19 protein-coding genes are annotated in these 23,544 nt (G+C 69.4%); 2 read left to right on the top strand and 17 right to left on the bottom strand.

Annotated elements, in window-relative coordinates:
• Position 1: 1 nt before the first annotated feature.
• On the top strand, positions 2–853 hold the full coding sequence (locus tag ACFYQ6_RS11765) for a transglutaminase-like domain-containing protein (protein ID WP_361580097.1): 852 nt from the start codon (positions 2–4) through the stop codon (positions 851–853).
• Between the two features lie 249 nt (positions 854–1,102).
• Here ACFYQ6_RS11765 and ACFYQ6_RS11760 read toward each other — a convergent pair whose 3' ends face one another.
• The 5 genes from ACFYQ6_RS11760 to ACFYQ6_RS11740 form a co-directional block, all read right to left on the bottom strand.
• A complete protein-coding gene (locus ACFYQ6_RS11760; protein ID WP_361580095.1) occupies positions 1,103–1,540 on the bottom strand; it encodes a VOC family protein in 438 nt (145 codons plus the stop codon).
• Positions 1,541–1,680: 140 nt separating this feature from the next.
• Entirely contained in the window at positions 1,681–3,510 is a 1,830-nt protein-coding gene (locus tag ACFYQ6_RS11755; RefSeq protein ID WP_388762695.1) for a hypothetical protein, read from the bottom strand.
• 430 nt (positions 3,511–3,940) lie between these two features.
• Entirely contained in the window at positions 3,941–4,402 is a 462-nt protein-coding gene (locus ACFYQ6_RS11750; protein ID WP_361580091.1) for a DUF6113 family protein, read from the bottom strand.
• Complete coding sequence (mshB, locus tag ACFYQ6_RS11745; protein WP_361580089.1) at positions 4,399–5,313, bottom strand: N-acetyl-1-D-myo-inositol-2-amino-2-deoxy-alpha-D-glucopyranoside deacetylase; 915 nt, start codon at positions 5,311–5,313, stop codon at positions 4,399–4,401. Before mshB ends, ACFYQ6_RS11750 begins: the two co-directional genes overlap by 4 nt.
• 71 nt (positions 5,314–5,384) lie before the next feature.
• Positions 5,385–5,579 (bottom strand): hypothetical protein, encoded by a 195-nt coding sequence (locus ACFYQ6_RS11740; protein ID WP_014154257.1) that lies wholly within the window; start codon positions 5,577–5,579, stop codon positions 5,385–5,387.
• A gap of 166 nt (positions 5,580–5,745) precedes the next feature.
• Here ACFYQ6_RS11740 and ACFYQ6_RS11735 point away from each other — a divergent pair, with 166 nt between their 5' ends.
• Positions 5,746–7,872, top strand: coding sequence for a prolyl oligopeptidase family serine peptidase (locus ACFYQ6_RS11735; RefSeq protein WP_361580087.1), 2,127 nt, complete (start codon positions 5,746–5,748; stop codon positions 7,870–7,872).
• 9 nt (positions 7,873–7,881) lie between these two features.
• On the opposite strand, the gene ACFYQ6_RS11730 is transcribed toward ACFYQ6_RS11735, so the two are convergent.
• The 12 genes from ACFYQ6_RS11730 to typA form a co-directional block, all read right to left on the bottom strand.
• Positions 7,882–9,033 (bottom strand): hypothetical protein, encoded by a 1,152-nt coding sequence (locus ACFYQ6_RS11730; RefSeq protein ID WP_388762691.1) that lies wholly within the window; start codon positions 9,031–9,033, stop codon positions 7,882–7,884.
• Positions 9,034–9,239: 206 nt separating this feature from the next.
• Positions 9,240–10,505, bottom strand: coding sequence for a dipeptide ABC transporter ATP-binding protein (locus tag ACFYQ6_RS11725; protein ID WP_361580083.1), 1,266 nt, complete (start codon positions 10,503–10,505; stop codon positions 9,240–9,242).
• A complete protein-coding gene (locus ACFYQ6_RS11720) occupies positions 10,495–11,472 on the bottom strand; it encodes an ABC transporter ATP-binding protein (protein ID WP_388762687.1) in 978 nt (325 codons plus the stop codon). The genes ACFYQ6_RS11725 and ACFYQ6_RS11720 overlap by 11 nt, the downstream gene beginning before the upstream one ends.
• Positions 11,473–11,485: 13 nt before the next feature.
• Entirely contained in the window at positions 11,486–12,478 is a 993-nt protein-coding gene (locus tag ACFYQ6_RS11715; RefSeq protein ID WP_361580079.1) for an ABC transporter permease, read from the bottom strand.
• A complete protein-coding gene (locus ACFYQ6_RS11710; RefSeq protein WP_361580077.1) occupies positions 12,471–13,394 on the bottom strand; it encodes an ABC transporter permease in 924 nt (307 codons plus the stop codon). The genes ACFYQ6_RS11715 and ACFYQ6_RS11710 overlap by 8 nt, the downstream gene beginning before the upstream one ends.
• Before the next feature lie 150 nt (positions 13,395–13,544).
• Positions 13,545–15,173, bottom strand: coding sequence for an ABC transporter substrate-binding protein (locus ACFYQ6_RS11705; protein ID WP_361580075.1), 1,629 nt, complete (start codon positions 15,171–15,173; stop codon positions 13,545–13,547).
• Between the two features lie 162 nt (positions 15,174–15,335).
• A complete protein-coding gene (locus tag ACFYQ6_RS11700) occupies positions 15,336–16,478 on the bottom strand; it encodes a dipeptide ABC transporter ATP-binding protein (RefSeq protein ID WP_361580073.1) in 1,143 nt (380 codons plus the stop codon).
• Positions 16,471–17,529: an ABC transporter ATP-binding protein gene (locus ACFYQ6_RS11695; RefSeq protein ID WP_361580071.1), complete on the bottom strand. Its 1,059-nt coding sequence runs from the start codon at positions 17,527–17,529 to the stop codon at positions 16,471–16,473. The genes ACFYQ6_RS11700 and ACFYQ6_RS11695 overlap by 8 nt, the downstream gene beginning before the upstream one ends.
• 11 nt (positions 17,530–17,540) lie before the next feature.
• A complete protein-coding gene (locus tag ACFYQ6_RS11690; RefSeq protein ID WP_361580069.1) occupies positions 17,541–18,482 on the bottom strand; it encodes an ABC transporter permease in 942 nt (313 codons plus the stop codon).
• Entirely contained in the window at positions 18,475–19,404 is a 930-nt protein-coding gene (locus tag ACFYQ6_RS11685; RefSeq protein WP_361580067.1) for an ABC transporter permease, read from the bottom strand. The genes ACFYQ6_RS11690 and ACFYQ6_RS11685 overlap by 8 nt, the downstream gene beginning before the upstream one ends.
• 121 nt (positions 19,405–19,525) lie before the next feature.
• Entirely contained in the window at positions 19,526–21,154 is a 1,629-nt protein-coding gene (locus ACFYQ6_RS11680) for an ABC transporter substrate-binding protein (RefSeq protein WP_361580065.1), read from the bottom strand.
• A gap of 435 nt (positions 21,155–21,589) precedes the next feature.
• The gene (typA, locus tag ACFYQ6_RS11675) at positions 21,590–23,464 is read right to left on the bottom strand and encodes a translational GTPase TypA (protein ID WP_388762680.1); all 1,875 of its coding nucleotides are present in this window, start codon (positions 23,462–23,464) and stop codon (positions 21,590–21,592) included.
• Positions 23,465–23,544: the final 80 nt, after the last annotated feature.

Below are 23,544 nucleotides of genomic sequence, written 5' to 3'. Positions count from 1 at the left end.
CATGAGCACCGATGATCCCGGCACGGCCGGACGCCGGCAGCGGTTCGCCGAAGAGGCGCGCGCCGAGCGGCCGGACCTCGCGCTGCTCTGTCTCCTGCTGGGCGCGGAGGCGTTCCCGGCGACGGCCGGGGACCCCGATCCGCACGGCGTCGACGCGGCGCAGATCGAACTGGACCGGCTGGCGGGCCTCCTCCCGTACGGGGCGCGCGGCCCCCGCGCCTGGGCCTCGGCACTCGCGGAACTGCTCGGCGAGCGCTGCGGTTTCGGTGGATCGTCCCAGGACTACCAGCGGCTGGACTCCTCGGTGCTCCAGCAGGTGCTGCGGCGGCGCAGAGGGCTGCCGATCCTGCTGTCCGTCGTCTGGATCGAGGTCGCCCGCAGGGCCGGCGCACCCGTGTACGGCCTGGCGCTCCCCGGTCATTACGTGGTCGGTTTCGGTGACCCGGCCGAGCGGGTGCTCGCCGATCCCTTCGCCGGCGGCGCGCCGCTGACCGGCGAGGACGCGGACCTGCTGGTGACGGGCGCGACCGGGGTCCCGCCGGAGGCCTCGGCGCCGGTGCCGGCCAGGCCCCTGGAGACCGTGCTGCGCGTCCTGAACAACATCCGGGCCTGGGCGTCGGCACGGCCCGAGCGCACGGACGTCGCGCTGTGGGCGCTCGAACTCTCCCTGCTGCTGCCCTCGCACCCGGCCAGGCTCCGCTACGAGCGGGCCCAGCTCCTCGTACAGCGCGGGGAGTTCCTGCGCGGCGCCGCGGAGATGGACGAGTACGCCGAGATCGTCGACGGCATCGAGCCGACGGCGGCGGAGGCCATCCGCCACCGGGCCCAGGCCGCGAGGGCCCTTCTCAATTAGGCCCGGCTCCGCCGAGGAATTCACCGACGGCTCCGCCAGAGGTTCTCCCTCCGGTAATTCGTACCGCGAACCAGGCGGGTGACCGCGGCTGCCGTATTCTGGCCGCATGGGGAACGCGGAGGCGCGCATGAGCGTGACGACCGCATTGGTACGCGCGTCCTTCAGCCGTCCTCGGCGCACGCGCTACTCGGCCGCCCTCAAAGCACGCACCACTCAGCCGCCCTCGGCGCACGCACCACTCGGCCGTCCTCAGAGCACGCAGAACTCGTGGCCCTCCGGATCGGCCATCATGACGTGGTCGGGCCGGCCCTGCGACTCGTACTCCCGGACGACGGTCGCACCGGCGGCTGTCAGCCGCTCGACCGCCTCGGCCACCCGGGGCCACCGGGTCTCCCAGGGCGTCTCACGCCCCCCTCCGGCCTGCACGTCCAGGTGCAGCCGGTTCTTCACGGTCTTCGGCTCCGGGACCTTCATGAAGGACAGGTTCGGGCCGTGGCCGTCCGGATCACAGAGATAGGCACCGTCGTCCCACTCCTCCTCCGGGACCTCGTGGTGGGCGAACCACTGCTGCCAGTCGGCGAACCCGGCGGGCGGGGGCTTCTCCACGTACCCCAGCGCCGATGCCCAGAAGGCCGCCAGGGCCTTCGGGTGCGCGCAGTCGATCGTCAGACTCCACAGGGTCGACATCGATGGGTCTCCTCCCCGAGCGGCCCCGCGGCCAACTCCTCATGGACGGACCCGCACTGTCGCACATCGCCACCGTACGGCGCCGCCCCCGCCCGGAGAGGTCCGGGCGGGGGCGGGGCCGTACGGTACTGCCAGGCCGGTCAGCCCTCGCCGTTCAGCTCGATCGCGACGGTGCGTTCGGCAGGCGTCTTGCCGAGCAGCGCGCCCTGCATGGCGTGAGCCACGTCGTCGGCGCTGACGGGGTACTGCTTGCCGTCACCCTTGGTGATCATGATGCCGTCGAAGACGCCGTCGAGCAGGGTCTCGATCGCCTTCTTGTCGTAGACCGCGACCAGCTTGCCGTCCACCGGCTTCATGGACAGGATCTGCGGCAGCGACCTCGCGGGGCCGAAGTCGATCTGCTTGGGCCCGGCCTTGATGGTCACCAGACCCGACATCGCCGGCTCGGCGAACTCCTTCATCGCCCGGTCGAGTTCGGCCTGGGTGATGGTGGGTTCGGTTGCGGCGACGGGCAGTTCGACGACGGCCGGCTCTCCGGTCTGCACCTGTGCGCGATAGGCGTCACGTACGGAGATCATCGACCGGTTGACGTCCAGCGACTTGCCCGGCTTGCCCGGTACGGCGACGGCCTTGTTCGGCTCGAACTTGATCGTGCCGTCGCTGGCGGAGCCGGAGACACCCGCCAGGTCGGTCAGCGCGACCCCGAGCTTCTCCTCGTCGACCGGGATCACCGGGTCGGCGGGGCGTGCCCCGCCGAACAGGGAGCCGATCACCGAGACCGGGTTGTAGTCGCTGCCCGCGGCGCCGCGCACGGTCTCCTGGCTGTCCAGGGTCAGGCCCGCCTTCTCGGGGGCGAGCTTCTCCTTCTTGCCGTCCACGGACAGCTGGAGCGGCGTCTCGGCACGCTTGCCGAGCGCGGCCTCCAGCTTGGTGACCGCCTCCTCCTTCGTCCCGCCGCCGATGTCGACGCCGAGCACGGTGGTGCCCTTGGGTACCTCGGAGTGGTTCAGCAGCAGTCCCGCGCCGTAGGCCACGCCGAGCAGCACGAAGACGGCCACGCCCAGGAGGACCAGCTTGGAGCGGCCCTTCTTGGCGGGCGCGGCGGCCTGGGGCGCGGGCCGGGGGGCGGGGGCCGGCGTGGCCGGATCCGCGGGGCCGCCGCCTGCGGGGCCCTCGGGCCGCAGCCCGCCGGGGCCGCCGGGGAACGGGGAGCGGGCATCGCGCGAGTCCGGCGGGATGACGGGGATCCCGCTGGTGAGCGTGTCGCCGGAGACGTTCCCGCCGGTACCGGAGCCCGGGCCGGGTGCCGGAGCCTGCGGCGTCAGGATCGCGGTGTCGTCCGACATCCTGGGCGGTTCGCCGCCGGGTCCGCCGGGGCGGGCGCCGGAGGGGCCCGGCCGGCCGCCGCCGGGGAAGCCGTCGAGGTTGGGGGTCAGCGCCGAACTGCCCGTGACCGGGCCGGTGGTGGGCCCGGAGGGGCCGGGACCGCCGGGCGGCCTCGTACCGAGGTTCGGCGTGGGACGCGAGCCGCCGGGGCCGCCCGCGCCGAGCGCGTCGAGGGCGCTGCCGCCCTGGCGTGCACCGGGATCGCCGGGACCCTGCGGGCCGTCAGGGAAGTAGGGCGCGTCCGTGCGGGGCGGCGTCGGCGCGGGGCCGGAAGCAGGCCCTCCGGCCGAAGGGCCGCCCGGGGCCGGAGCACCGGCGCCCTGGCCGGGCGTGCCCGGAGCGGAGCCCGGGGTCGCCGCACCGGCGACGGGTGCCGGCGCCTTGCGCGGGGCGAACCAGTCGCTGCCGCTCTTCTCCTTCGCGGGCTTCTCGGCCGGTGCCTCGGCGACGGGACCACCGTCACGCGGCTCCGGGCCGGAACCGCCGGGCGGGCCGGCGGGCGACGGCACGGGAGCGCCGGGCCTCGGGGTGCTGCCGGTCCGCTCGGTGGCCGGACGGCCCCCGGTGGGATCGGTGTCACTCATGGGCGTACGCATGACGACAGGCGGGATCGGACGCGAACCCGGGATGTTGATCCGGATACGTGTCGTCAGCGTCGTCTCGGTTCTGGGCTCCTCGGGCTGAGGCGGATCCGCAGACTCCGGAGTCCCCTCCGCCCCCTCCTGAGACGGGTGCAGCGACGGATACTGGCGTGATCCGTACGGCGGCGTACCCGACGGGTACGCGGCTCCGCCGCGCCCCTGGGGCCCGGAGGACGAACTGTCAGTTTCACGACTCAAAGCAGGTTCTCCCGATTGGCTCCGCCGCCCGTACTTCCCCCGTGCCGCAGGCCAGGGGACGGCTCGGCGCGCGCACCACCATACTGGCCGCCGCCGTAAGACTCTCCGCGCCCGGGGGAATCAAGGATGCACCCACCGCCGCGCGGAGGGACAACCGGGAGCGGGACATACCACATCACGCGCCGGTTCCACCGGTGCCGTTGGCCGGATACGGCAGCCGCGACATCGTGGCACACATCACAGCGGCGGCCATCCCCCCGAGCATGAAGAGCGCGAGGCCGAGTTCGGCGCCGAAGACGAAGTCGCCCTCGGGACGCCCTCCGAGGAGGAGGACGACGGCGATGAACCAGCCGACGGCCGGTACCAGCGCGCCGAGCTGTGTACGGGTCAGCACCCGGCCGCCGTAGAACAGCCCTGCCGACGCGGCGAGCGCGAGCAGCAACCCGCCCGGGAACAGAGCCGCCTGGACGAGGGTGCCCGCGAGCCCGACGGCCGCGCCGAGCACCGCGAGTCCGGCGTACAGCGGGATACGCCGGGGGTTCGGGGGCGCGGCGAGTCCGGTGGGACCGGGGCTCCTGGGCGGGGCGTTGGTGCGCGGCGACTGCGACGAGGCGCGCTGCCTCTGCCTGCTGCTCATGTCTGTGCTCCCGGTGCGAGGGGCGCGTCGGTCAGGCCCGCGAAGAGGTCGCGCTCCCGCTCACCATGGTCCACGCCACGGACGCCCCGCACCAATTGGTAGTACTCGGTCGTGAAGACGGGCTGCCCGAGATCGTTCGAAAGAGCGAAGAACGGGCCGTCGACGGCGATCTGGGTGGCGTGTGCCCGCATCGCGGCGGTCTTCGCCTCCGCGTAGCCGGTCCCGTCGATCTCCGTGGTGATCTCCGCGTCGTCCACCACTCCGGGTACGTCGTCGATCGCGGCGATCCCGGGGAAGGCGTCCGGGGCGGTCTCCCGCAGCCTGGCGAAGCCCTCCTCCGCCACGGACCGGGGCACCCGGTTCCAGTAGATCTTGGCGACGGTGTGCGGGGCCGCGCCGTCCTCGTGGGCGGGGTCGGCGGCCAGGTCCGCGGCGCGCATCGCGACGCGGTGCGCCTGGATGTGGTCGGGGTGGCCGTAGCCGCCGTCCGGGTCGTAGGTCACCAGCACCTGGGGGCGCAGGGCCCGGATCACGCCGACGAGGTGCCCGGCGGCCTCGTCGAGGTCGGCGGCCCAGAAGGCGCCGGGCCGGTCGTTCTGCTCCGTGCCCATCATCCCGGAGTCGCGGTAGGTGCCGGGGCCGCCCAGGAAGCGGTGGTCGCTCACCCCGAGCTCCCGCATCGCGGCGGCGAGTTCACCGACGCGATGGTCGCCCAGGCCGCCGTCCCGGTCCCCGGCCAGGTGCGCCAGGCCGGGCGGGATGACCTCGCCCTCCTCGCCGAGGGTGCAGGTCACCAGCGCGACGTGGGCGCCCTCGGCCGCGTACCTGGCCATCGTGGCGCCGTTGTTGATCGACTCGTCGTCGGGGTGCGCGTGCACCAGGAGCAGACGGCGGCCGGGAAGGTCCTTCATGGGACCACCCTACGAGCAGACCGTCCCCCGCACGGACCGCCCCACGGTGTCCCGGCCGCCCGGGCCGCCCGTCAGAACTTGATGCCCCCGATCATTCCTGCCACGTTCGACGTCACCTCCGAGATGGTCGGTGCGATCGAAGAGCTCGCGAGATAGAACCCGAGCAACATGCAGACCACCGCGTGTCCGCCCTTCAGTCCGGATTTCCGGATCAGCAGGAAGACGACGATCGCCAGCAGCACCACCGCCGAAATCGAGAGTGCCACGGCGGTTCACCTCCATCAGTACGGTCGGGACAGGCAGCACACATGGAGCCAGCAGGTTCATACCCACCGAGCGCTACGGATCATAACTATCCGTGCCGACGCATTGATCGGGGCACAGCAGCACGAGGGGCGCACGGACCGGCCGCCGCGGGCTAGGTTCGGGGCCATGACCTCGCAGAAGCTGTCTTTTCCCCGCCAGCACGCCCGGACCCAGCGGTTCACTCTCGGCGCACCTCGCGCCTTCACGGTCTCACCGGATGGGACGAGGGTGGTCTTCCTCCGGTCGTCCTCGGGCACCGACCGCGCGAACCGGCTCATGGTCCTCGACACCGCGACGGGCGAGGAGCGGGTCGCCGCCGATCCGGCCACCCTGCTGGGCGGTTCGGCCGAGAGACTGTCGCCGCAGGAGCGGGCCAGGCGCGAGCGGACCCGGGAGGGTTCGGCGGGCATCGTGGGCTACGCGGTCGACGAGGCGGCCGAGTTGGCGGCCTTCGCGCTCTCCGGCAAGGTGTACGTCGCCGAGTTGAGGGCGGGCACGGCGCGCGCCCTGCCCGTACCCGGCCCGGTGATCGATCCGCGCCCCTCCCCCGACGGCCGGCACATCGCCTACGTCTCCCGCGGCGCGCTGCGCGTGGTGGGCGCCGAGGGCGAGGGGGACCGTGCGCTCGCCGAGCCGGAGGAGGCGCATGTCTCCTACGGCCTGGCGGAGTTCGTCGCCGCCGAGGAGATGAGCCGCTACCGGGGCTTCTGGTGGTCGCCGGACTCGGAGCGCCTGCTCGTCGCCCGGGCCGACGACAGCGCCGTGCAGCGGTGGTGGATCGCCGATCCCGCGCACCCGGGCAGCAAGCCCTCCGAGATGGCGTATCCGGCGGCGGGGACGGCCAACGCCGAGGTGCGTCTCTTCCTGACGGATCTGGAGGGGGCACGCACGGAGGTTGTCTGGGACCGGTCGCGCTTTCCCTATCTGGCTCGGGTCCACTGGTCCTCGCACGGCGCACCGCTGCTCCTGGTGCAGGCCCGTGACCAGCGCAGTCAGCTCTATCTGGCCGTCGACACGGAGAGCGGCGCGACGCGGACCGTACATGTGGACGAGGACGGGATCTGGCTCGATCTTTTCGCCGGAGTCCCGGCGTGGGCTCCTGACGGGCAGCTCGTCCGGGTCGCCGACGAGGGCGGGGCGCGCGTGCTCTCGGTGGGCGACCGGCTGCTGACCGGCGGCCGGCTGCACGTCCAGGCGGTGCTGGACATCGGAGGGTCGGACATCCTGGTCCAGGCCACGGCGGGCGAGGACGCGGCGGATCCGGAGACGGGACAGAGCCATGTGTACCGGGTCAACGAGCTGGGCGTGGAGCGCGTCAGCGAGGGCCCGGGGGTGCACTCCGCGGTGCGCGCGGGCGGGGTGACCGTGCTGGTCTCGGCGTCCCCGGAGAGGCCCGGAGCGGACGTACAGGTCCTGCGGGACGGCAAGCGGATCGCCACCGTGGCGAGTCTCGCCCAGGAGCCGTCGCTGCGGGCCCGGGTCCGGCTGACGGAGGGGGGCGCACGGCGCATCCCGTGCGCCGTGTTGCTCCCCACCGGCTATGAGGAGTCGGACGGTCCGCTTCCCGTCCTGATGGATCCGTACGGCGGCCCGCACGGCCGCCGGGTGGTGGCCGCGCACAATGCGCACCTCACGTCCCAGTGGTTCGCGGACCACGGTTTCGCCGTGATCGTCGCGGACGGCCGGGGTGCTCCGGGCCGCTCCCCGGCCTGGGAGAAGGCGGTCAGGGACGATCTGACCCTCAGTCTCGACGACCAGGTCGAGGCGCTGCACGGGCTGGCCGGCAGCTTCCCCCTGGACCTCTCCAAGGTGGCGATGCGGGGCTGGTCGTACGGCGGCTACCTCTCGGCACTCGCGGTGCTGCGGCGCCCGGACGTCTTCCACGCGGCGGTGGTCGGCGCACCGGTCACGGACTGGCGGCTGTACGACACCCACTACACCGAGCGCTATCTCGGCGATCCCTCCGAGCAGCCCGAGGTGTACGCCCGCAACTCGCTCGTCACCGACGAAGGGCTCTCCGCCCCGGCCGGCGAGGCGCGGCCGATGATGATCGTCCACGGCCTGGCCGACGACAACGTGGTGGTGGCGCACGCGTTGCGGCTCTCCTCCGCGCTGCTGTCCGCCGGCCGCCCGCACGAGGTGCTGCCGCTGAGCGGGGTGACGCACATGACGCCGCAGGAGCAGGTCGCCGAGAACCTGCTGCTGCTCCAGGTCGACTTCCTCAAGCGGTCCCTGGGCCTGGTCCGGGCGTAGGCGGGGCGCTCACCAGCTGGGCGGCGGCGAGGAGGGCGGCGGGGACGACCCCTGGCCGCCGCCCTGCGGGTAGCCGTAGCCGGGGGCCGGGCCCGAGGGGTGGCCGTGTCCGGGTGCGCCCGTCTGCGGGTAGCCGTAGCCGGGGGTCCCGCCCGGCGGGTAGCCGTAACCCTGCGCATCGGTGTGCGGGTAGCCGTAACCCTGCGCACCGGTCTGCGGGTAGCCGTAGCCGCCGTACCCCTGGTCCCCCGCGCCAGTGCTCTCGAAGCCCCGGCGGGCCAGGACGAGCAGGACGACGGCCCCGGTGAAGGCGAGCAGGAACGAGGTGAGCACGATGAGCTGGTACTCCGCCCCGAGGTCGCCGAAGCGGTCCAGCAGCCGGTGGTGGAAGGCGCGCGCGATCCCGGAGCCTCCCGAGACCAGCAGGAAGGCCGCGGCGATCATGCCCAGCGGTCGTGCGTGGACGGCCCGGAAGAGCGCGGTCCAGGCCACCACGAGGCAGACCGTGGCCAGGGCCACGTTCCCCCAGCCGGGCGGCGCGTCGGTGAGCCCCATCGGGATGGCGCGTCCGCCGATGAACCAGTCCGGGTAGAGCGCGTCGGGCAGCGTGAAGAACTGCCGGACCTCCCAGGCGAGCAGGACGGCCCCCGAGGCGCCGAGCAGCAGGAAGGCCGTGACGCCCGCCGCCTGCCCGGGCCGGGTCGGCAGCGGCTCGTAGGAGTCCTCGGGCTGCCTGCGCCCGGCCGCGCCGGTGATGACGAGCGCGAGACCCGCCGCCAGGACGGCGAAGGTGCCCACGAGGGCGCGGGTGCGCAGCTCGTCGCTGAAGCGTCCGTCCATCCAGGACGCTCCGACGGTCCGGACACCGGGCAGCCGCAGGACGAGGGTGACCACACCGGTGACGACCAGCGCGGAGGCCGCGATCGATGAGCGGAGCGCGGCGACAAGGACGAGGACGCTCACCACGAGCAGCACCACGTCGGTCTGCGTGGTGGCGGGGAGCCGGTCCGGCCGGGCGTCGCTGTAGCCGGCCCAGTAGCGCAGCAGATCCGTGGGATCGCCGACGGCGCGCAGGTCACGCACGATCCAGGCGGCGGCCACGGCCGCGAGCACGGCGCACAGCACCGCTCCGGTGATTCTGGCTCCCCGTGTGAGTATCACCCCAGCGATACTCCACCGCGGTCCGCCGTTGGACAAGGGGACCTCTGGGAATCAGGGGGAACGGGTAACCGGCCGGGGCGACGTGATGAACGCCCCGGCCGGTTCACGGCACCCGCACGGCCGTACCTTGTCCATGGTGGTGCGTTCGTATATCGGAGACGCGACGGTCAAGTTGCCTCCGTGTTAACGAAAATGAGGCTCATTTATCATTCCTTGTCGCCCGTTTCACCCGTGGGCGGCGAGGCCGGCGCGTCACCCTGCCCGGACCCGTCCTCCCGCCGGAGCCCCTGCCCCTGCTCCGGCCCGGGTGCCTCCTCCTGACCCGGCGTGGCCTCCCACCCTGGCGCTTCCTGCGGCACCACCTGCTTCTCCTCGGCGAAGTGGCATGCGGAGTCGTGCCGGGCCGGTGAGTCCACGTCCCTCAGGACGGCCGGCACCGCCAGCAGCGGCACCTCCAGCTCGCACCGCTCCTGCGCCTTCCAGCAGCGGGTGCGGAAGCGGCAGCCGGAGGGGATGTTCGCCGGCGAGGGGACGTCTCCGTGCAGGATGATCCGCTCGCGGTGGTCCCGGGCCGTCGGGTCGGGCACGGGCACGGCGGACAGCAGCGCCTGGGTGTAGGGGTGCGTGGGGTGGTCGTAGATCTCCTCGTCCGTGCCGATCTCGACGATCCGCCCGAGGTACATGACGCCCACCCGGTCGGAGATGTGCCGGACGATCGACAGGTCGTGCGCGATGAAGAGGAAGCTCAGGCTGAACTCGGCCTGCAGCCGGTCCAGCAGGTTGACCACCTGGGCCTGGACCGACACGTCGAGGGCCGAGACCGGCTCGTCGGCGACGATGATCTCGGGGTTGAGCGCGAGGCCGCGGGCGATGCCGATGCGCTGGCGCTGACCGCCGGAGAACTGGTGCGGATAACGGTTGATGTACTCCGGGTTGAGCCCGACGACGTCGAGCAGATCCTGCACCTTCTGCCGGCGGTTGCCCTTGGGGGCCACCTCGGGGTGGATCTCGTACGGTTCCCCGATGATGTCGCCGACCGTCATGCGCGGGTTCAGCGAGGTGTACGGGTCCTGGAACACCATCTGGATGTTGCGGCGTACGGCCTTCAGCGCGCGGCCGGACAGCTGGGTGACGTCCTCGCCCTTGTAGCGGATCGAGCCCCCGGTCGGCGGCTCCAGATGCACCAGCATCTTGGCGACGGTCGACTTGCCGCAGCCGGACTCCCCCACGATGCCGAGCGTCTCGCCCGCCGCCAGGTCGAAGTCCACGCCGTCGACGGCCTTGACGGCACCGATCTGCTTCTTGAACAGGATGCCCCGGGTGAGCGGGTAGTGCTTGACCAGGCCGCGCACCTCCAGGATCGGGTCGCCCTCGGCGTACGGCCGCGTGCGGCCCGTCTCCCGCGCCTCGGAGAGCAGCGTGGAGCCCACCGCTCCTGTGCCGTCCCCGCGTCCCGCTCCGTCAGCGTGCATCGAGCGTCTCCTTCCAGAAGTGGCAGGCGCTCCGGCGTTCCTCGTCCACGGTGTAGAGCGGCGGCACGTCCGTGCGGCACACGGCCTGGGCCATCGGGCAGCGGGGGTGGAAGGCGCAGCCGGGCGGGATGTGCAGCAGGTTGGGCGGCAGCCCCTTGATCGCGTACAGCTCCCGGCCCTTCTGGTCCAGGCGCGGGATCGACCTCAGCAGGCCCTTGGTGTACGGGTGTGCGGGCGCCTCGTAGATGTCGTGGACCGGCGAGGTCTCGACGATCCGGCCGGCGTACATGACCGCGATCTTGTCGGCGACGTCGGCCACCACGCCGAGGTCGTGGGTGATGAGGATGAGCCCCATGTTGAGCTCACGCTGGAGCTCGGCGAGCAGCTCCATCACCTGGGCCTGGACGGTCACGTCGAGCGCCGTGGTGGGCTCGTCCGCGATGATCAGGTCGGGCTCCAGCGCCAGCGCCATGGCGATCATGATGCGCTGGCGCATGCCGCCGGAGAACTGGTGCGGGAAGTTGCCGACCCGTTCCCGGGCGGCCGGGATGCGCACCCGGTCCATCAGCTCGATGGCCTTGGCCTTGGCGTCCCCCCGGGACATCCCCCGGTGCACGACGAACATCTCGCCGAGCTGCTCTCCCACGCTGAGCACCGGGTTCAGCGAGGACAGCGCGTCCTGGAAGATCATGGCCATCTCCTGGCCGCGGACCCTGCGCCGTTCCTCGGGCTTGAGCTCCAGCAGGTCGCGGCCCTGGAAGAGGATCTCGCCCCCGCTGATCTTCCCGGGCGGGGTGTCGAGGATGCCCATGATCGCCTGGGCGGTGACGGACTTGCCCGAGCCGGACTCGCCGAGCACGGCGAGTGTCTCGCCCTCGGCCACCGAGTAGTTGACCCCGTTGACGGCCTTGGCCACCCCGTCCCGGGTGTGGAACTCCACGTGCAGATCGCGCACTTCGAGCAACATGGCAGCGGACTCCTCAGCGCAGCTTGGGATCGAGGGCGTCGCGCACCGCGTCGCCGAGCATGATGAAGGCGAGCACGGTGACGGCCAGCGCTCCGGCGGGCCAGAGCAGCATGTGCGGCGCGTTGCGGACGTACTGGGAGGCGGCGGAGATGTCGATGCCCCAGGAGACGGCCGGGGGCTTCAGGCCGACGCCGAGGTACGAGAGGGTCGCCTCCAGCGAGATGTAGGTCCCGAGGGCGATGGTCGCGACGACGATGACGGGCGCGATGGCGTTGGGCATGATGTGGCGCAGCATCATCCGCGGGTTGGAGGCGCCCAGCGCCCTGGCCGCCTGGACGTAGTCGTTCTGTTTGGCGGTGATGACGGAACCGCGCGCGATACGGGCGATCTGCGGCCACCCCAGCAGCACGATGAAGCCGATGACGGGCCAGACGGTGGAGCTGGTGACGACGGACAGGAAGACGAGCCCGCCGAGGACCACGGGGATGCCGAAGAAGACGTCCGTGATGCGGGAGAGGACGGCGTCCCACGCCCCGCCGAAGAAGCCCGCGAGTCCGCCCAGCACCCCGCCGAGCAGCGACACCCCGACGGTGGAGAGGACGCCGACGGTCACGGAGGTGCGGGCGCCGTAGACGGTGCGGGTGTAGACGTCGCAGCCCTGGCCGTCGAAGCCGAAGGGGTGCCCCGGCTGGGAACCCTCCTGGGCCTTGGCCAGGTCGCAGTTGAGCGGGTCCTGGTCCGTGATGAGCGAGGGCCAGATCGAGATGATCACCAGGAACAGGATGACCAGCCCGGAGATGATGAAGACGGGGTTGCGGCGCAGGTCCCGCCAGGCGTCGGACCAGAGACTGCGCGGCTTGCCGGCGGGACCGGTGCCCTCGGGACCTCCGGGCGTCTTCTCCAGCGTGACGCCCTCGTCCATCGCGAGGTCCATGCCCCCGCCCGCACCCGCTCCCGAGATGGCCCCGCTGCCCGTCGTCTCGTCCCACGGCTTCTGCTCAGGCATAGCGGATCCTCGGGTCGAGTACGGCGTACAGGAGGTCGACGATCAGGTTCGCCGCCAGGAAGACGAGGACCAGGACGGTGACGAACCCGACGACGGTCTGGGAGTTCTGGCGCAGGATGCCCTGGTAGAGCTGGTAGCCGACTCCGTGGATGTTGAAGATGCGCTCGGTGACGATCGCCCCGCCCATCAGGGCGCCCACGTCCGTGCCGATGAAGGTGATGACGGGGATCAGGGAGTTGCGCAGCAGATGCCGTACGACCACCCGCCGGCGGGGAAGGCCTTTGGCCACGGCGGTCCGGACGTAGTCGGCGCGGGCGTTCTCCGCGATCGAGGTGCGGGTGAGCCGGGTGACGTAGGCCAGCGACACGGAGGCCAGGACGAGGCCCGGGACGATGAGTTCGTCGACCGGTGCCTCCGGGGAGACGGAGGGCTTGATGATGCCCCACTCGACTCCCAGGAGCAGCTGGAGCAGCAGTCCGGTGACGAAGGTCGGCACGGCGATGACGACCAGGGTCAGGATGAGTACGACGGTGTCGACGGGCCGGCCGCGCCGCAGCCCGGTGACGACACCGAGGCTGATGCCGATGACGATCTCGAACACGATCGCCACGATGGTGAGCCGGATGGTGATGGGGAAGGCCGTGGCCATCAGCTCCGTGACCTGCTGACCGTTGAACGCGGTACCGAAGTCACCGGTGAAGATGTTGCCCATGTAGGTCAGGTACTGCTGCCACACGGGCTTGTCGAGGCCGAACTCCGTGCGCAGCTGGGCGGCGGTCGCGGGGTCGCACTGGCGGTCGCCGCAGAGGCCCGCGATGGGGTCACCCATCACGTTCACCATGAGGAAGATCAACAGCGTGGTGCCGAAGAAGACGGGGATCATCTGCAGCAGCCGCCGGATCACATAACGTCCCATGAAGGGCTCCGGGGGTTGGGGAGGTGTCCGGCCGGTCGGGCCCCGCGAGCCCTGCGTGACCGGCTGGACGCCCCCTGGGCGAGCAGGCGTGGGGACCGGAAAGCCGGGTGGCCGGTGCGGTGTGCCGCACCGGCCCCCGGCTTCAGGGGGTCACTTGACCTTGATCTGGTCGTACACCGGGACGCTGAAGGGGTTCAGTGACACGTTCTCGACCCGGTCCGAGTAGCCCGCGCTGCCGTTCTGGTACCAGAGCGGGATGACGGGCATCTGCTCGACGAGGACCTTCTCCGAGTCCTGGAAGGTGGTGACGGCCTTGGCCTTGTCGCTCTCCGCGTTGGCCTTGTCGATCAGGTCGTCGAACTTCTTGTCGCTCCACTTGCCGTCGTTGGACGGGGCGTTGGTGTAGTAGAGCGGCTGGAGGAAGTTCTGGATGAGCGGGTAGTCCATCTGCCAGCCCGCGCGCCAGGCACCGGTCAGCTTCTGGGTGGAGACCTGGCTGCGGAAGTCGGCGAAGGTGCCGACGGGCCCGCCGACGCAGGCCTTGTTGTCGCCCATGACGTTGTTGATGCTGTTGCAGACCGCGTCGACCCACTCCTTGTGGGAGCCGGTGTCGGCGTTGTACGAGATCTTGAGCTGGCCGCCGGGGATGCCGCCGCCCTCCTCGATCATCTTCTTGGCCGCCGCCTTGTCGTACTCGCACGGGGAGCCGCAGAGCCCTTTTTTGAAGCCGCCCTCCTCGCCGAGGACCGGCGAGGTCCAGTCGGAGGCGGGGGTGCGGGTCTTCTGGAAGATCTGATCGGTGATCTGCTGGCGGTTGATCGCCATCGACAGGCCCTGGCGGACCTTGACCGCGCCGGGGGTGTTCCACGCCTTCTCGTAGAAGGGGAAGGCGAGCGTCTGGATGATGCCGGCCGGGGTGTTGATGTACCGGTCGCCCAGGTCCGCCGCGACGTTCTTGAGCTGCGAGGCGGGCACGTCGTCGACCAGGTCCAGGTTGCCCGCGGTCAGGTCGGTGTAGGCGGTGTTGTTGTCGGTGTACACCTTGAGGTCGATGCCGCCGTTCTGCGCCTTGTCGGCGCCGGGGTAGCCGTCCCACCTGCGCAGGTTCATCGACGAGCCCTTGGCGTACTGGTCGATGGTGTAGGGCCCGTTGCCGATCGGCTTGGAGAGCCAGGCCTCGTGGTCGTCGTAGAAGGCCTGGGGCAGCGGCACGAAGGCCGCGTAGCCGAGGGTGTCGGGCCAGAGCGAGAACTTCTGCGACAGCTTGACCGTGAAGGTCGTGTCGTCGACCACCTTGAGGCCGGAGAGGGTGGCGGCACTGGCCGAGCCCGACTCGGGGTGGACCTTGTCGTAGCCGTCGATGTACTGGAAGAAGTAGGCGTTCTTCTGGTTGTTCTTCAGGGCGGCGCCGTAGTTCCACGCGTCCACGAACGACTTCGCCGTGATCTTCTCGCCGTTGCTGAAGGTCCAGTTGTCCTTGATCGTGATGGTGAAGTTCTGCGAGTCCGTGCTGTCGATCTTCTCGGCGATCTCGTTCTCGGCCTCGCCGGTCTTGGGGTTGTAGCGCACCAGGCCCCTGAAGACCATGTCGAGCACCTTGCCGCCCTGCACCTCGTTGGTGTTCGCGGGCTCCAAGGGGTTCTGCGGGTCACCCCAGGACGAGCTCACGATCCCGTCGGCGCCACCTCCGCCACTGTCGTCCCCACCGCCGCAGGCCGTGGCCGTCAGGGCGACAGCGACGGCGCATGCGGCCCACCTGGCCTGTGTGGCTCCGCGCATGAAGTGCCTCCTAGGGTTCACATGAGTAGCTCAATGCCTCATATCACCTCATATGACACTTCGTCGCATGTCGGCCTACGCCGTACGCCCTACAGGGCGCGGGAACGCGAGGACGCCCGGCCCCCCAACGGGGACCGGGCGTCCTTGTCGCTCTCGGCGGCACTAGGCCGCGTGCACGACGTCCTTCTCCTCGGCGAAGTGGCACGCCGACTCGTGCGCGGCCGGCGTGTCCGTGGCCTTGAAGCGCTCGGGGATCGCCAGCAGCGGCACCTCGGTGGCGCACTTGTCCTGCGCCTTCCAGCACCGCGTGCGGAAGCGGCAGCCCGACGGCGGGTTCGCCGGCGACGGGACGTCACCGGAGAGGATGATCCGCTCGCGGCCCTCACGGGCATCCGGGTCCGGGACGGGGACCGCCGACAGCAGCGCCTGGGTGTAGGGGTGCGTCGGGTGGTCGTAGATCTGCGTGTCCGTACCGATCTCGGCCATCTTGCCGAGGTACATGACGCCGACCCGGTCCGAGATGTGCCGGACGATCGACAGGTCGTGCGCGATGAAGAGGTAGGAGAGGTTGAACTCGTCCTGGAGCTTCTCCATCAGGTTGATGACCTGCGCCTGCACCGACACGTCGAGCGCGGAGACCGGCTCGTCGCAGATGATGATCTCCGGGTTGAGCGCGAGGCCGCGGGCGATGCCGATGCGCTGGCGCTGACCGCCGGAGAACTGGTGCGGATAGCGGTTGATGTACTCCGGGTTCAGACCGACGACGTCCAGGAGGTCCTGCACCTTGCGGCGACGCTCGCCCTTCGGGGCCACCTCGGGGTGGATCTCGAAGGTCTCCCCGATGATGTCGCCGACCGTCATACGCGGGTTGAGCGAGGTGTACGGGTCCTGGAACACCATCTGGATGTTGCGGCGTACGGCCTTCAGCGCACGGCCGGACAGCTTGGTGATGTCCTGGCCCTTGTAGAAGACCTCACCCGCGGTGGCCCGCTCCAGCGTCATCAGGAGCTTGGCGACCGTGGACTTGCCACAGCCGGACTCGCCCACGATGCCGAGGGTCTCGCCCTGGTACAGGTCGAACGAGATCCCGTCGACGGCCTTGACCGCGCCGACCTGCTTCTTGAACAGGATGCCCTGGGTCAGCGGGAAGTGCTTGACCAGGTTGCGCACCTGGAGGATCGGCTCCCCCTGCGACACCGGCGCGTCGAGGGCCGCGACGGCCTCCGTCTCGGTGGCCGCGTTGACCGTCGCCACTTCGGTGACGTTCGGGGTGGCGTCCACGGACTCCTTGTCGAGCTCAGCCATGGATCGTCTCCTTCCAGAAGTGGCAGGCGCTGCCGCGGCCGACCAGCTCGGTACCGTCCTGCTCGGTCACCGGGCGCAGGGCCGGGATCTCCGTACGGCAGATGTCCTGCGCCATCGTGCAGCGCGGGTTGAAGGCGCAGCCGGACGGCACGTGCAGCAGGTTGGGCGGCAGGCCCTTGATCGCGTAGAGCTCCTGGCCCTTCTGGTCCAGGCGCGGGATCGACTCCAGCAGACCCTTGGTGTACGGGTGCGCGGGGCGCTTGTAGATCTCGTGGACCGGGGCGGTCTCGACGATCCGGCCCGCGTACATCACGGCGATCTTGTCGGCGACGTCGGCGACGACGCCGAGGTCGTGCGTGATCAGGATCAGGCCCATGTTGAAGTCGCGCTGGAGCTCCGCGAGGAGGTCCATGACCTGTGCCTGGACGGTCACGTCGAGCGCCGTGGTGGGCTCGTCCGCGATGATCAGGTCGGGCTCCAGGGCCAGCGCCATGGCGATCATGATGCGCTGGCGCATACCACCGGAGAACTGGTGCGGGTAGTCGTTGACCCGCTCCTTCGCCGCCGGGATGCGCACGCGGTCCATCAGTGCGATCGCCTTGGCCTTGGCGTCCTTCTTGGACAGGCCCTGGTGGACACGGAACATCTCGCCGAGCTGGTAGCCCACGGAGAGCACCGGGTTCAGCGAGGACAGCGCGTCCTGGAAGATCATCGCGATCTTCCGGCCGCGGATCTGCCGGCGCTCCTCGCCCGACATCTTGAGCATGTCCTGGCCGCGGAAGAGGATCTCCCCCTTCGGGATGCGGCCCGGGGGCATGTCCAGGATGCCCATGATCGCCTGCGCGGTCACGGACTTGCCGGAGCCGGACTCGCCGAGCACGGCGAGGGTCTCGCCGGCGCTGACGCTGTAGTTGACTCCGTTGACGGCCTTGGCGATGCCGTCGCGGGTGTGGAACTCCACGTGCAGGTCGCGGACTTCGAGCAGCGGGCCGCTCTCGTCGTTCGAACCACGCGGAGCAGGAACATCCGCCGTCTTGTCGATGATGGTCATGTACGCCTCCCTCAGCGCAGCTTGGGGTCGAGGGCGTTGCGTACCGCATCGCCGAGCATGATGAACGCCAGGACGGTGATCGACACCATGACCGACGGGATGATCAGCACGAACGCGGCGTTACGCAGCTGCTCCTGGCCGGAGGAGATGTCGACACCCCACGACACGGTCGGCTCGGCGAGACCGATGCCCAGGAAGGACAGGGTGGCCTCCGCCGAGATGTAGCCGCCGAGCGCGATGGTCGCGACGACGATCACCGGGGCGATCGCGTTGGGCAGGATGTGCCGGAGCAGGATGCGGGTGGTCGAGGCGCCCAGCGCCTTGGCCGCCATCACGTAGTCCGCCTGCTTGATCGTCAGGACGGAGCCGCGCGCGACACGGGCGATCTGGGTCCAGCCGAGGAAGGCCAGAGCCAGGATGACGACCCAGATCTTCCGCTCCTCGAACGAGGTCAGGACAACCATCGCGCCGAGGATGAAGGGCACGCCGAAGAAGATGTCGGTGACCCGGGACAGGATCGTGTCGATCCAGCCGCCGAAGTAACCGGCGAGCATGCCGACGACGGTGCCGAGGATCGTGACCAGGGCGGTGACGACGACGGCGACGGTGATCGAGGCCCGTGCGCCGTAGACGACACGCGCGTAGATCGAACGCCCCTGGATGTCGTAACCGAACCAGTCTTCCTGGAAGAAGTTCCCCCACTTGGGCTTCTGCAGGTAGTGGTGGGCCAGGTCCGCGTAGCGCGGGTCGGCGCCGGTGAACAGGCCGGGGAATATGGCCATCACCAGCAGGAAGACGATCAGGACGGCCGAGACGACGAACAGCGGGCTGCGCCGCAGGTCGTGCCAGGCGTCCGACCACAGGCTGCGGGGCTTGCCGACGGCTGTGGCGACGACGGGTGCGGCCACGGCCCCGGGGGTCTCCGCGGTGGCTTCCTTCAGTGTCTCAGGCATAACGGATCCTCGGGTCCAGGACCGCGTAGAGCAGGTCGACGACCAGGCTGGCGACGAGATAGACGATGACGATCAGCGTCACGATGCCGACGACGGTGGCGCCTTCGCGCTGCCGGAGCGCGCCGAAGACGGCGGAGCCGACACCCTTGACGTTGAAGATGCCCTCGGTGACGACCGCTCCTCCGAGCAGGGCACCGAGGTCGGTGCCGAGGAACGTGACCACGGGGATCATCGAGTTGCGCATCAGGTGGATTCCGACGATGCGGCGGCGCGGCAGCCCCTTGGCCACGGCGGTGCGCATGTAGTCGGAGCGCAGGTTCTCGGCGACCGAGGTACGGGTCAGTCGTGCCACGTAGGCGAGCGACAGGGACCCGAGCACGACGGCGGGCAGGATCAGCTCGCTGGAGCTCGCTTCCAGACTCACATTCGGCTCGACCCAGTCGAGCTGGAAGGCGAAGAAGTACTGGCCGAGGAAGCCGAGTACGAACGACGGCACCGAGATGAGCAGGAGCGTCAGGACCAGCAGCCCGCGGTCACGCAGGGTGTCGGCCTTCAGACCCGCGAAGATGCCCATGGAGATGCCGACGACAACCGTGAAGATGAAGGCAAACAGGGCCAGTCTGACGGTGATCGGGAACGATTCGGAGATGATGTCGGCGACCGGCCGGCCGCTGGCTATCTGCGTACCGAAGTCACCCTGGAACAGATTGACCAGGTAGTTCCAGTACTGGTGCCAGAGCGGCAGGTCGAGCCCGAGCTCCTTCTTCATTTCCGCGATCTGCGTGGGGTCGACGGCCTGTTCGCCTGCGAGCGCGCGCACGGGATCGCCGGGCAGCGCGTACATCATGGCGAAGACCAGCGCGGTCGAGCCGAGGAAGACCGGGATCATCTGGAGCAGTCGCCGCGCGACGTAACGCCCCATGTTTGCCTCCGATAGGGGATGAAGCAGCCCAGGGGCCGCTCTCCCGATAGGAAGAGCGGCCCCCGGGACCTACTGCCTGGTGTGGGCGGCTGATGGCCGAGTGGGGGCCCTCAGGCGTGTGTTACTTGACGACCGTGACTTCGGTGATGTTGTAGTCACCGTGGAAGTCGATGGTCACGTTGTCGACCGACTTCGAGTAGCCACCGTTGGTCTTGTACTCCCAGAGCGGGATCGCCGGCATCTTCTCGAGGACGAGCTTCTCGGCGTCCTGGTAAGCCTTGATCGACTCGTCCAGGGAAGCCGCGTTGTCGCCCTTCTTGAAGGCCGCGTCGACCTCCTTGTCGGAGAACCGGCCGTTGTTGGCCTCGGCGGTGGTGCCGTACAGCTCCCGCATGAAGTTGACGTTCAGCGGGTAGTCGGCGACCCAGCCACCGCGGTACATCGACTTGACCTCGTCGTTGTCACGCGCTTCCAGGTCGGTCTGGAAGTCCGGCTTGGCGTCCGGGACGCAGTCGACCCCGGTCGAGTTGCGGATGGACTCGCAGACCGCGGTCACCCACTCCTTGTGACCACCGTCGGCGTTGTACTGGATCCAGATCTTGTTGCCCGGAACGCCGCCGCCCTCGGTGACGAGCGCCTTCGCCTTGGCCGCGTCGAACTTGAACACGTCGGTGCCCAGGTCCTGGTTACCGGCGACGCCCGGAGGCGTGAAGCTGGTGGCGGGCTTGCGGGTGCCGTTGAGCACGGTCTTGGTGATCGTGTCACGGTCGATCGCCATCGACAGACCCTGGAGGACCTTCGGGTCGATGTCCTTGAAGGTCTTCGAGTAGAAGGTCGGGACCAGCGACTGGATGGCCGCGTACGGCTCGTCGATCGCGCGGTCGCCGAGGTCCTGCTTGTACTTCGGCAGGTCCTTCGGGCCGACCTGGCGGATCATGTCCAGGTTGCCGGAGATCAGGTCCTGGTACGCGGCCTCGACGGTCGCGTAGTTCTTGAAGAGGACACCCTTGTTCTTGGCCTTGTTCGGGCCCTGGTAGTCAGGGTTGGCCTTGACCTGGATGAGCTTCTTGTGGTCCCACTTCTCGAAGATGTAGGGACCGTTGCCGACCGGCGCCTGGCCGAACGCCTTGGTGTCCTTGTAGAACACCTCCGGCAGCGGGGCGAAGGTCGTGTAGCCGAGCTTGTACTCGTAGTACGGCACGGGCTTGTTGAGCTCGATGGTGAAGGTCGTGTCGTCGACGGCCTTCAGGCCGGACATCTCCGTGGCCTTCGGGTCACCCTTCTCGGGGTGGACGTCCGCGTAGCCCTTGATGTCCTCGAACCAGAACGCGTTCTGCTGGGCGTTCTTGACGTTCGCGTACCAGTTCCACGCCTTGATGTAGGACTCGGACGTGACCGGGGTGCCGTCGTGGAACTTCCAGCCAGCCTTGAGCTTCACCGTCCACGTCTTGTTGTCGTCCGACTTCACGGACTCGGCGTTCGTGTAGACGATGTTGCCCTCGGCGTCGAAGTCGAGGAGCTGGGTGAACACCGACTGGATGACGTAGCTGCCGAGCGACTCGTTCGTGTCGGCCGGGATCAGCGGCTTCTGCGGCTCGCCGACGTCGATGGAGACGTAGCCCTCAGGCTTGCCCTTCTCCTTCGAAGCAGAGTTACTGCTGTCGTCATCGTTGCCCCCGCCACAGGCAGTCGCGGCCAGGGCGATGATTGCCGCTCCCGCGACCCACTTGGCGCTCTTGGCACCGCGCATGGGTTTCCTCCTCATGAGTCCACTTTTGACTACAAGAGGGGCACTGCAGAGATCCACCGACACCCCTGACGGCGATCGTTCCAGTGCCCCGAGTGTGCTCGTGAGTCCGCACTCCCCACAGTGCGACGACCCATTGACCCGAGCTCAATGGAGCCAACTATTAAGGAACACCGGGCTGTAAACCACACTTAAAGGGTCTCGGTTTGACAACATCGAGAAGGCATGGTTGACCGAAATCCGGACAAAGTGATCCCAGACAGACACCCCCGAAACGGACCGTTAACACATGTTCCGGAGAGCGACGCACGATATGCGGACACGTCGGTCAGAAAAACGGGTTGACGAAAGGCCCGGGCCCCCACAGTGTCTGCGGGGGCCCGGGCCTCATGTCAATGACCCGAACCGGCGGTTCGCCGGCCGTGCGACTACGTCAGGTCAGCCGTTCTTGGCGCGCGAGGCGGTACGGCCACGCTGCTTGGCGTCCAGGACGACCTTGCGGATACGCACGGTCTCCGGGGTGACCTCGATGCACTCGTCCTCGCGGCAGAACTCCAGGGACTGCTCCAGCGACAGCTTGCGGGCGGGGACCACGTTCTCCGTGGTGTCCGCGGACGCCGCACGCATGTTGGTGAGCTTCTTCTCCTTGGTGATGTTCACGTCCATGTCGTCGGCGCGGGAGTTCTCGCCGATGATCATGCCCTCGTAGACCTCGGTGCCGGCCTCGGTGAAGATGACACCGCGCTCCTGGAGGTTGACCATCGCGAACGGCGTGACCGAGCCGGCGCGGTCGGCGACCAGCGAGCCGTTGTGACGGGTACGCAGCTCGCCGAACCAGGGCTCGTGGCCCTCGAAGATGGAGTGCGCGATGCCCGTACCGCGGGTCTGCGTCAGGAACTCCGTACGGAAGCCGATGAGGCCGCGGGAGGGCACGATCCACTCCATGCGGACCCAGCCCGAACCGTGGTTCGTCATCGTCTCCATGCGGCCCTTGCGGGTCGCCATCAGCTGCGTGATGGCGCCGAGGTGCTCCTCGGGGGAGTCGATGGTCATGCGCTCGATCGGCTCGTGCGTCTTGCCGTCGATCTGCTTGGTGACGACCTCCGGCTTGCCGACCGTCAGCTCGAAGCCCTCACGGCGCATCTGCTCGACGAGGATCGCCAGCGCGAGCTCACCACGGCCCTGGACCTCCCAGGCGTCCGGGCGCTCGGTGTCGAGGACGCGGAGCGAGACGTTACCGATCAGCTCACGGTCCAGGCGGTCCTTCACCTGACGGGCGGTGACCTTGTGGCCCTTGCCGCCCTTGCCGACGAGCGGCGAGGTGTTCGTACCGATGGTCATCGAGATGGCGGGCTCGTCGACCGTGATCAGCGGGAGCGCGATCGGGTTCTCGGGGTTGGCCAGGGTCTCGCCGATCATGATGTCCGGGAAACCGGCGACGGCGCAGATGTCACCGGGGCCGGCGACCTCGGCGGGCTTGCGGGTGAGCGCCTCGGTCATCAGGAGCTCGGTCACGCGGACGTTGGACATGGTGCCGTCGCGCTTGATCCACGTGACGGTCTGGCCCTTGCGCAGCTCGCCCTGCTCGACGCGGCAGAGCGCGATGCGGCCGAGGAAGTTGTCGGCGTCCAGGTTGGTGACGTGGGCCTGCAGCGGCGCGGCCTCGTCGTACTCGGGGGCCGGGACGTGCGACAGGATCGTGGAGAAGAACGGCTCCAGGTTGTCGCTGTCCTGCGGGACGGTGCCGTCCTCGGGCTTGGTCAGCGACGCGACGCCGTCACGGGCGCAGGCGTAGACGATCGGGAACTCGATCTGGTCCTCGTCCGCGTCCAGGTCCAGGAACAGGTCGTACGTCTCATCGACGACCTCGGCGATCCGGGAGTCGGGGCGGTCGGTCTTGTTGATGCACAGGATGACCGGCATCTTCGCGGACAGCGCCTTGCGCAGCACGAAGCGGGTCTGGGGCAGCGGGCCCTCGGAGGCGTCGACGAGCAGGACGACCGCGTCCACCATCGACAGACCGCGCTCGACCTCGCCGCCGAAGTCGGCGTGGCCGGGGGTGTCGATGATGTTGATCGTGATCGGGTCCCCGCCGTCCTTGGGGTGATACTTCACCGCCGTGTTCTTGGCGAGGATCGTGATGCCCTTCTCACGCTCCAGGTCGTTCGAGTCCATCATGCGTTCGTCGAGGTTCTCGGCGGCGTGGGCGGCGAAGGCGCCCGCCTGCTTGAGCATGGCGTCGACCAGCGTGGTCTTGCCGTGGTCGACGTGGGCGACGATGGCTACGTTACGGATGTCGTGGCGCGTGGGCATGGGTGGCTTGCGCTTCTCTCGGATCGTGGGATCAGGCGTCTCAGTCGGTCTCGAGTCCTCGTACGCCCGCCGGGCGGCAC

The sequence above is a fragment of the Streptomyces sp. NPDC005494 genome, assembly GCF_042872025.1.
Taxonomy (GTDB): Bacteria; Actinomycetota; Actinomycetes; order Streptomycetales; family Streptomycetaceae; genus Streptomyces.
This window is presented reverse-complemented; position numbering and strand designations above follow the sequence as displayed.

Coding starts and splice junctions, on each gene's coding strand:
- ACFYQ6_RS11765 (WP_361580097.1), top strand. CDS start 2: ATGAGCACCGATGATCCCGGCACGGCCGGACGCCGGCAGCGGTTCGCC.
- ACFYQ6_RS11760 (WP_361580095.1), bottom strand. CDS start 1,540: ATGTCGACCCTGTGGAGTCTGACGATCGACTGCGCGCACCCGAAGGCC.
- ACFYQ6_RS11755 (WP_388762695.1), bottom strand. CDS start 3,510: ATGAGTGACACCGATCCCACCGGGGGCCGTCCGGCCACCGAGCGGACC.
- ACFYQ6_RS11750 (WP_361580091.1), bottom strand. CDS start 4,402: ATGAGCAGCAGGCAGAGGCAGCGCGCCTCGTCGCAGTCGCCGCGCACC.
- mshB (WP_361580089.1), bottom strand. CDS start 5,313: ATGAAGGACCTTCCCGGCCGCCGTCTGCTCCTGGTGCACGCGCACCCC.
- ACFYQ6_RS11735 (WP_361580087.1), top strand. CDS start 5,746: ATGACCTCGCAGAAGCTGTCTTTTCCCCGCCAGCACGCCCGGACCCAG.
- ACFYQ6_RS11725 (WP_361580083.1), bottom strand. CDS start 10,505: ATGCACGCTGACGGAGCGGGACGCGGGGACGGCACAGGAGCGGTGGGC.
- ACFYQ6_RS11720 (WP_388762687.1), bottom strand. CDS start 11,472: ATGTTGCTCGAAGTGCGCGATCTGCACGTGGAGTTCCACACCCGGGAC.
- ACFYQ6_RS11715 (WP_361580079.1), bottom strand. CDS start 12,478: ATGCCTGAGCAGAAGCCGTGGGACGAGACGACGGGCAGCGGGGCCATC.
- ACFYQ6_RS11710 (WP_361580077.1), bottom strand. CDS start 13,394: ATGGGACGTTATGTGATCCGGCGGCTGCTGCAGATGATCCCCGTCTTC.
- ACFYQ6_RS11705 (WP_361580075.1), bottom strand. CDS start 15,173: ATGCGCGGAGCCACACAGGCCAGGTGGGCCGCATGCGCCGTCGCTGTC.
- ACFYQ6_RS11700 (WP_361580073.1), bottom strand. CDS start 16,478: ATGGCTGAGCTCGACAAGGAGTCCGTGGACGCCACCCCGAACGTCACC.
- ACFYQ6_RS11695 (WP_361580071.1), bottom strand. CDS start 17,529: ATGACCATCATCGACAAGACGGCGGATGTTCCTGCTCCGCGTGGTTCG.
- ACFYQ6_RS11690 (WP_361580069.1), bottom strand. CDS start 18,482: ATGCCTGAGACACTGAAGGAAGCCACCGCGGAGACCCCCGGGGCCGTG.
- ACFYQ6_RS11685 (WP_361580067.1), bottom strand. CDS start 19,404: ATGGGGCGTTACGTCGCGCGGCGACTGCTCCAGATGATCCCGGTCTTC.
- ACFYQ6_RS11680 (WP_361580065.1), bottom strand. CDS start 21,154: ATGCGCGGTGCCAAGAGCGCCAAGTGGGTCGCGGGAGCGGCAATCATC.
- typA (WP_388762680.1), bottom strand. CDS start 23,464: ATGCCCACGCGCCACGACATCCGTAACGTAGCCATCGTCGCCCACGTC.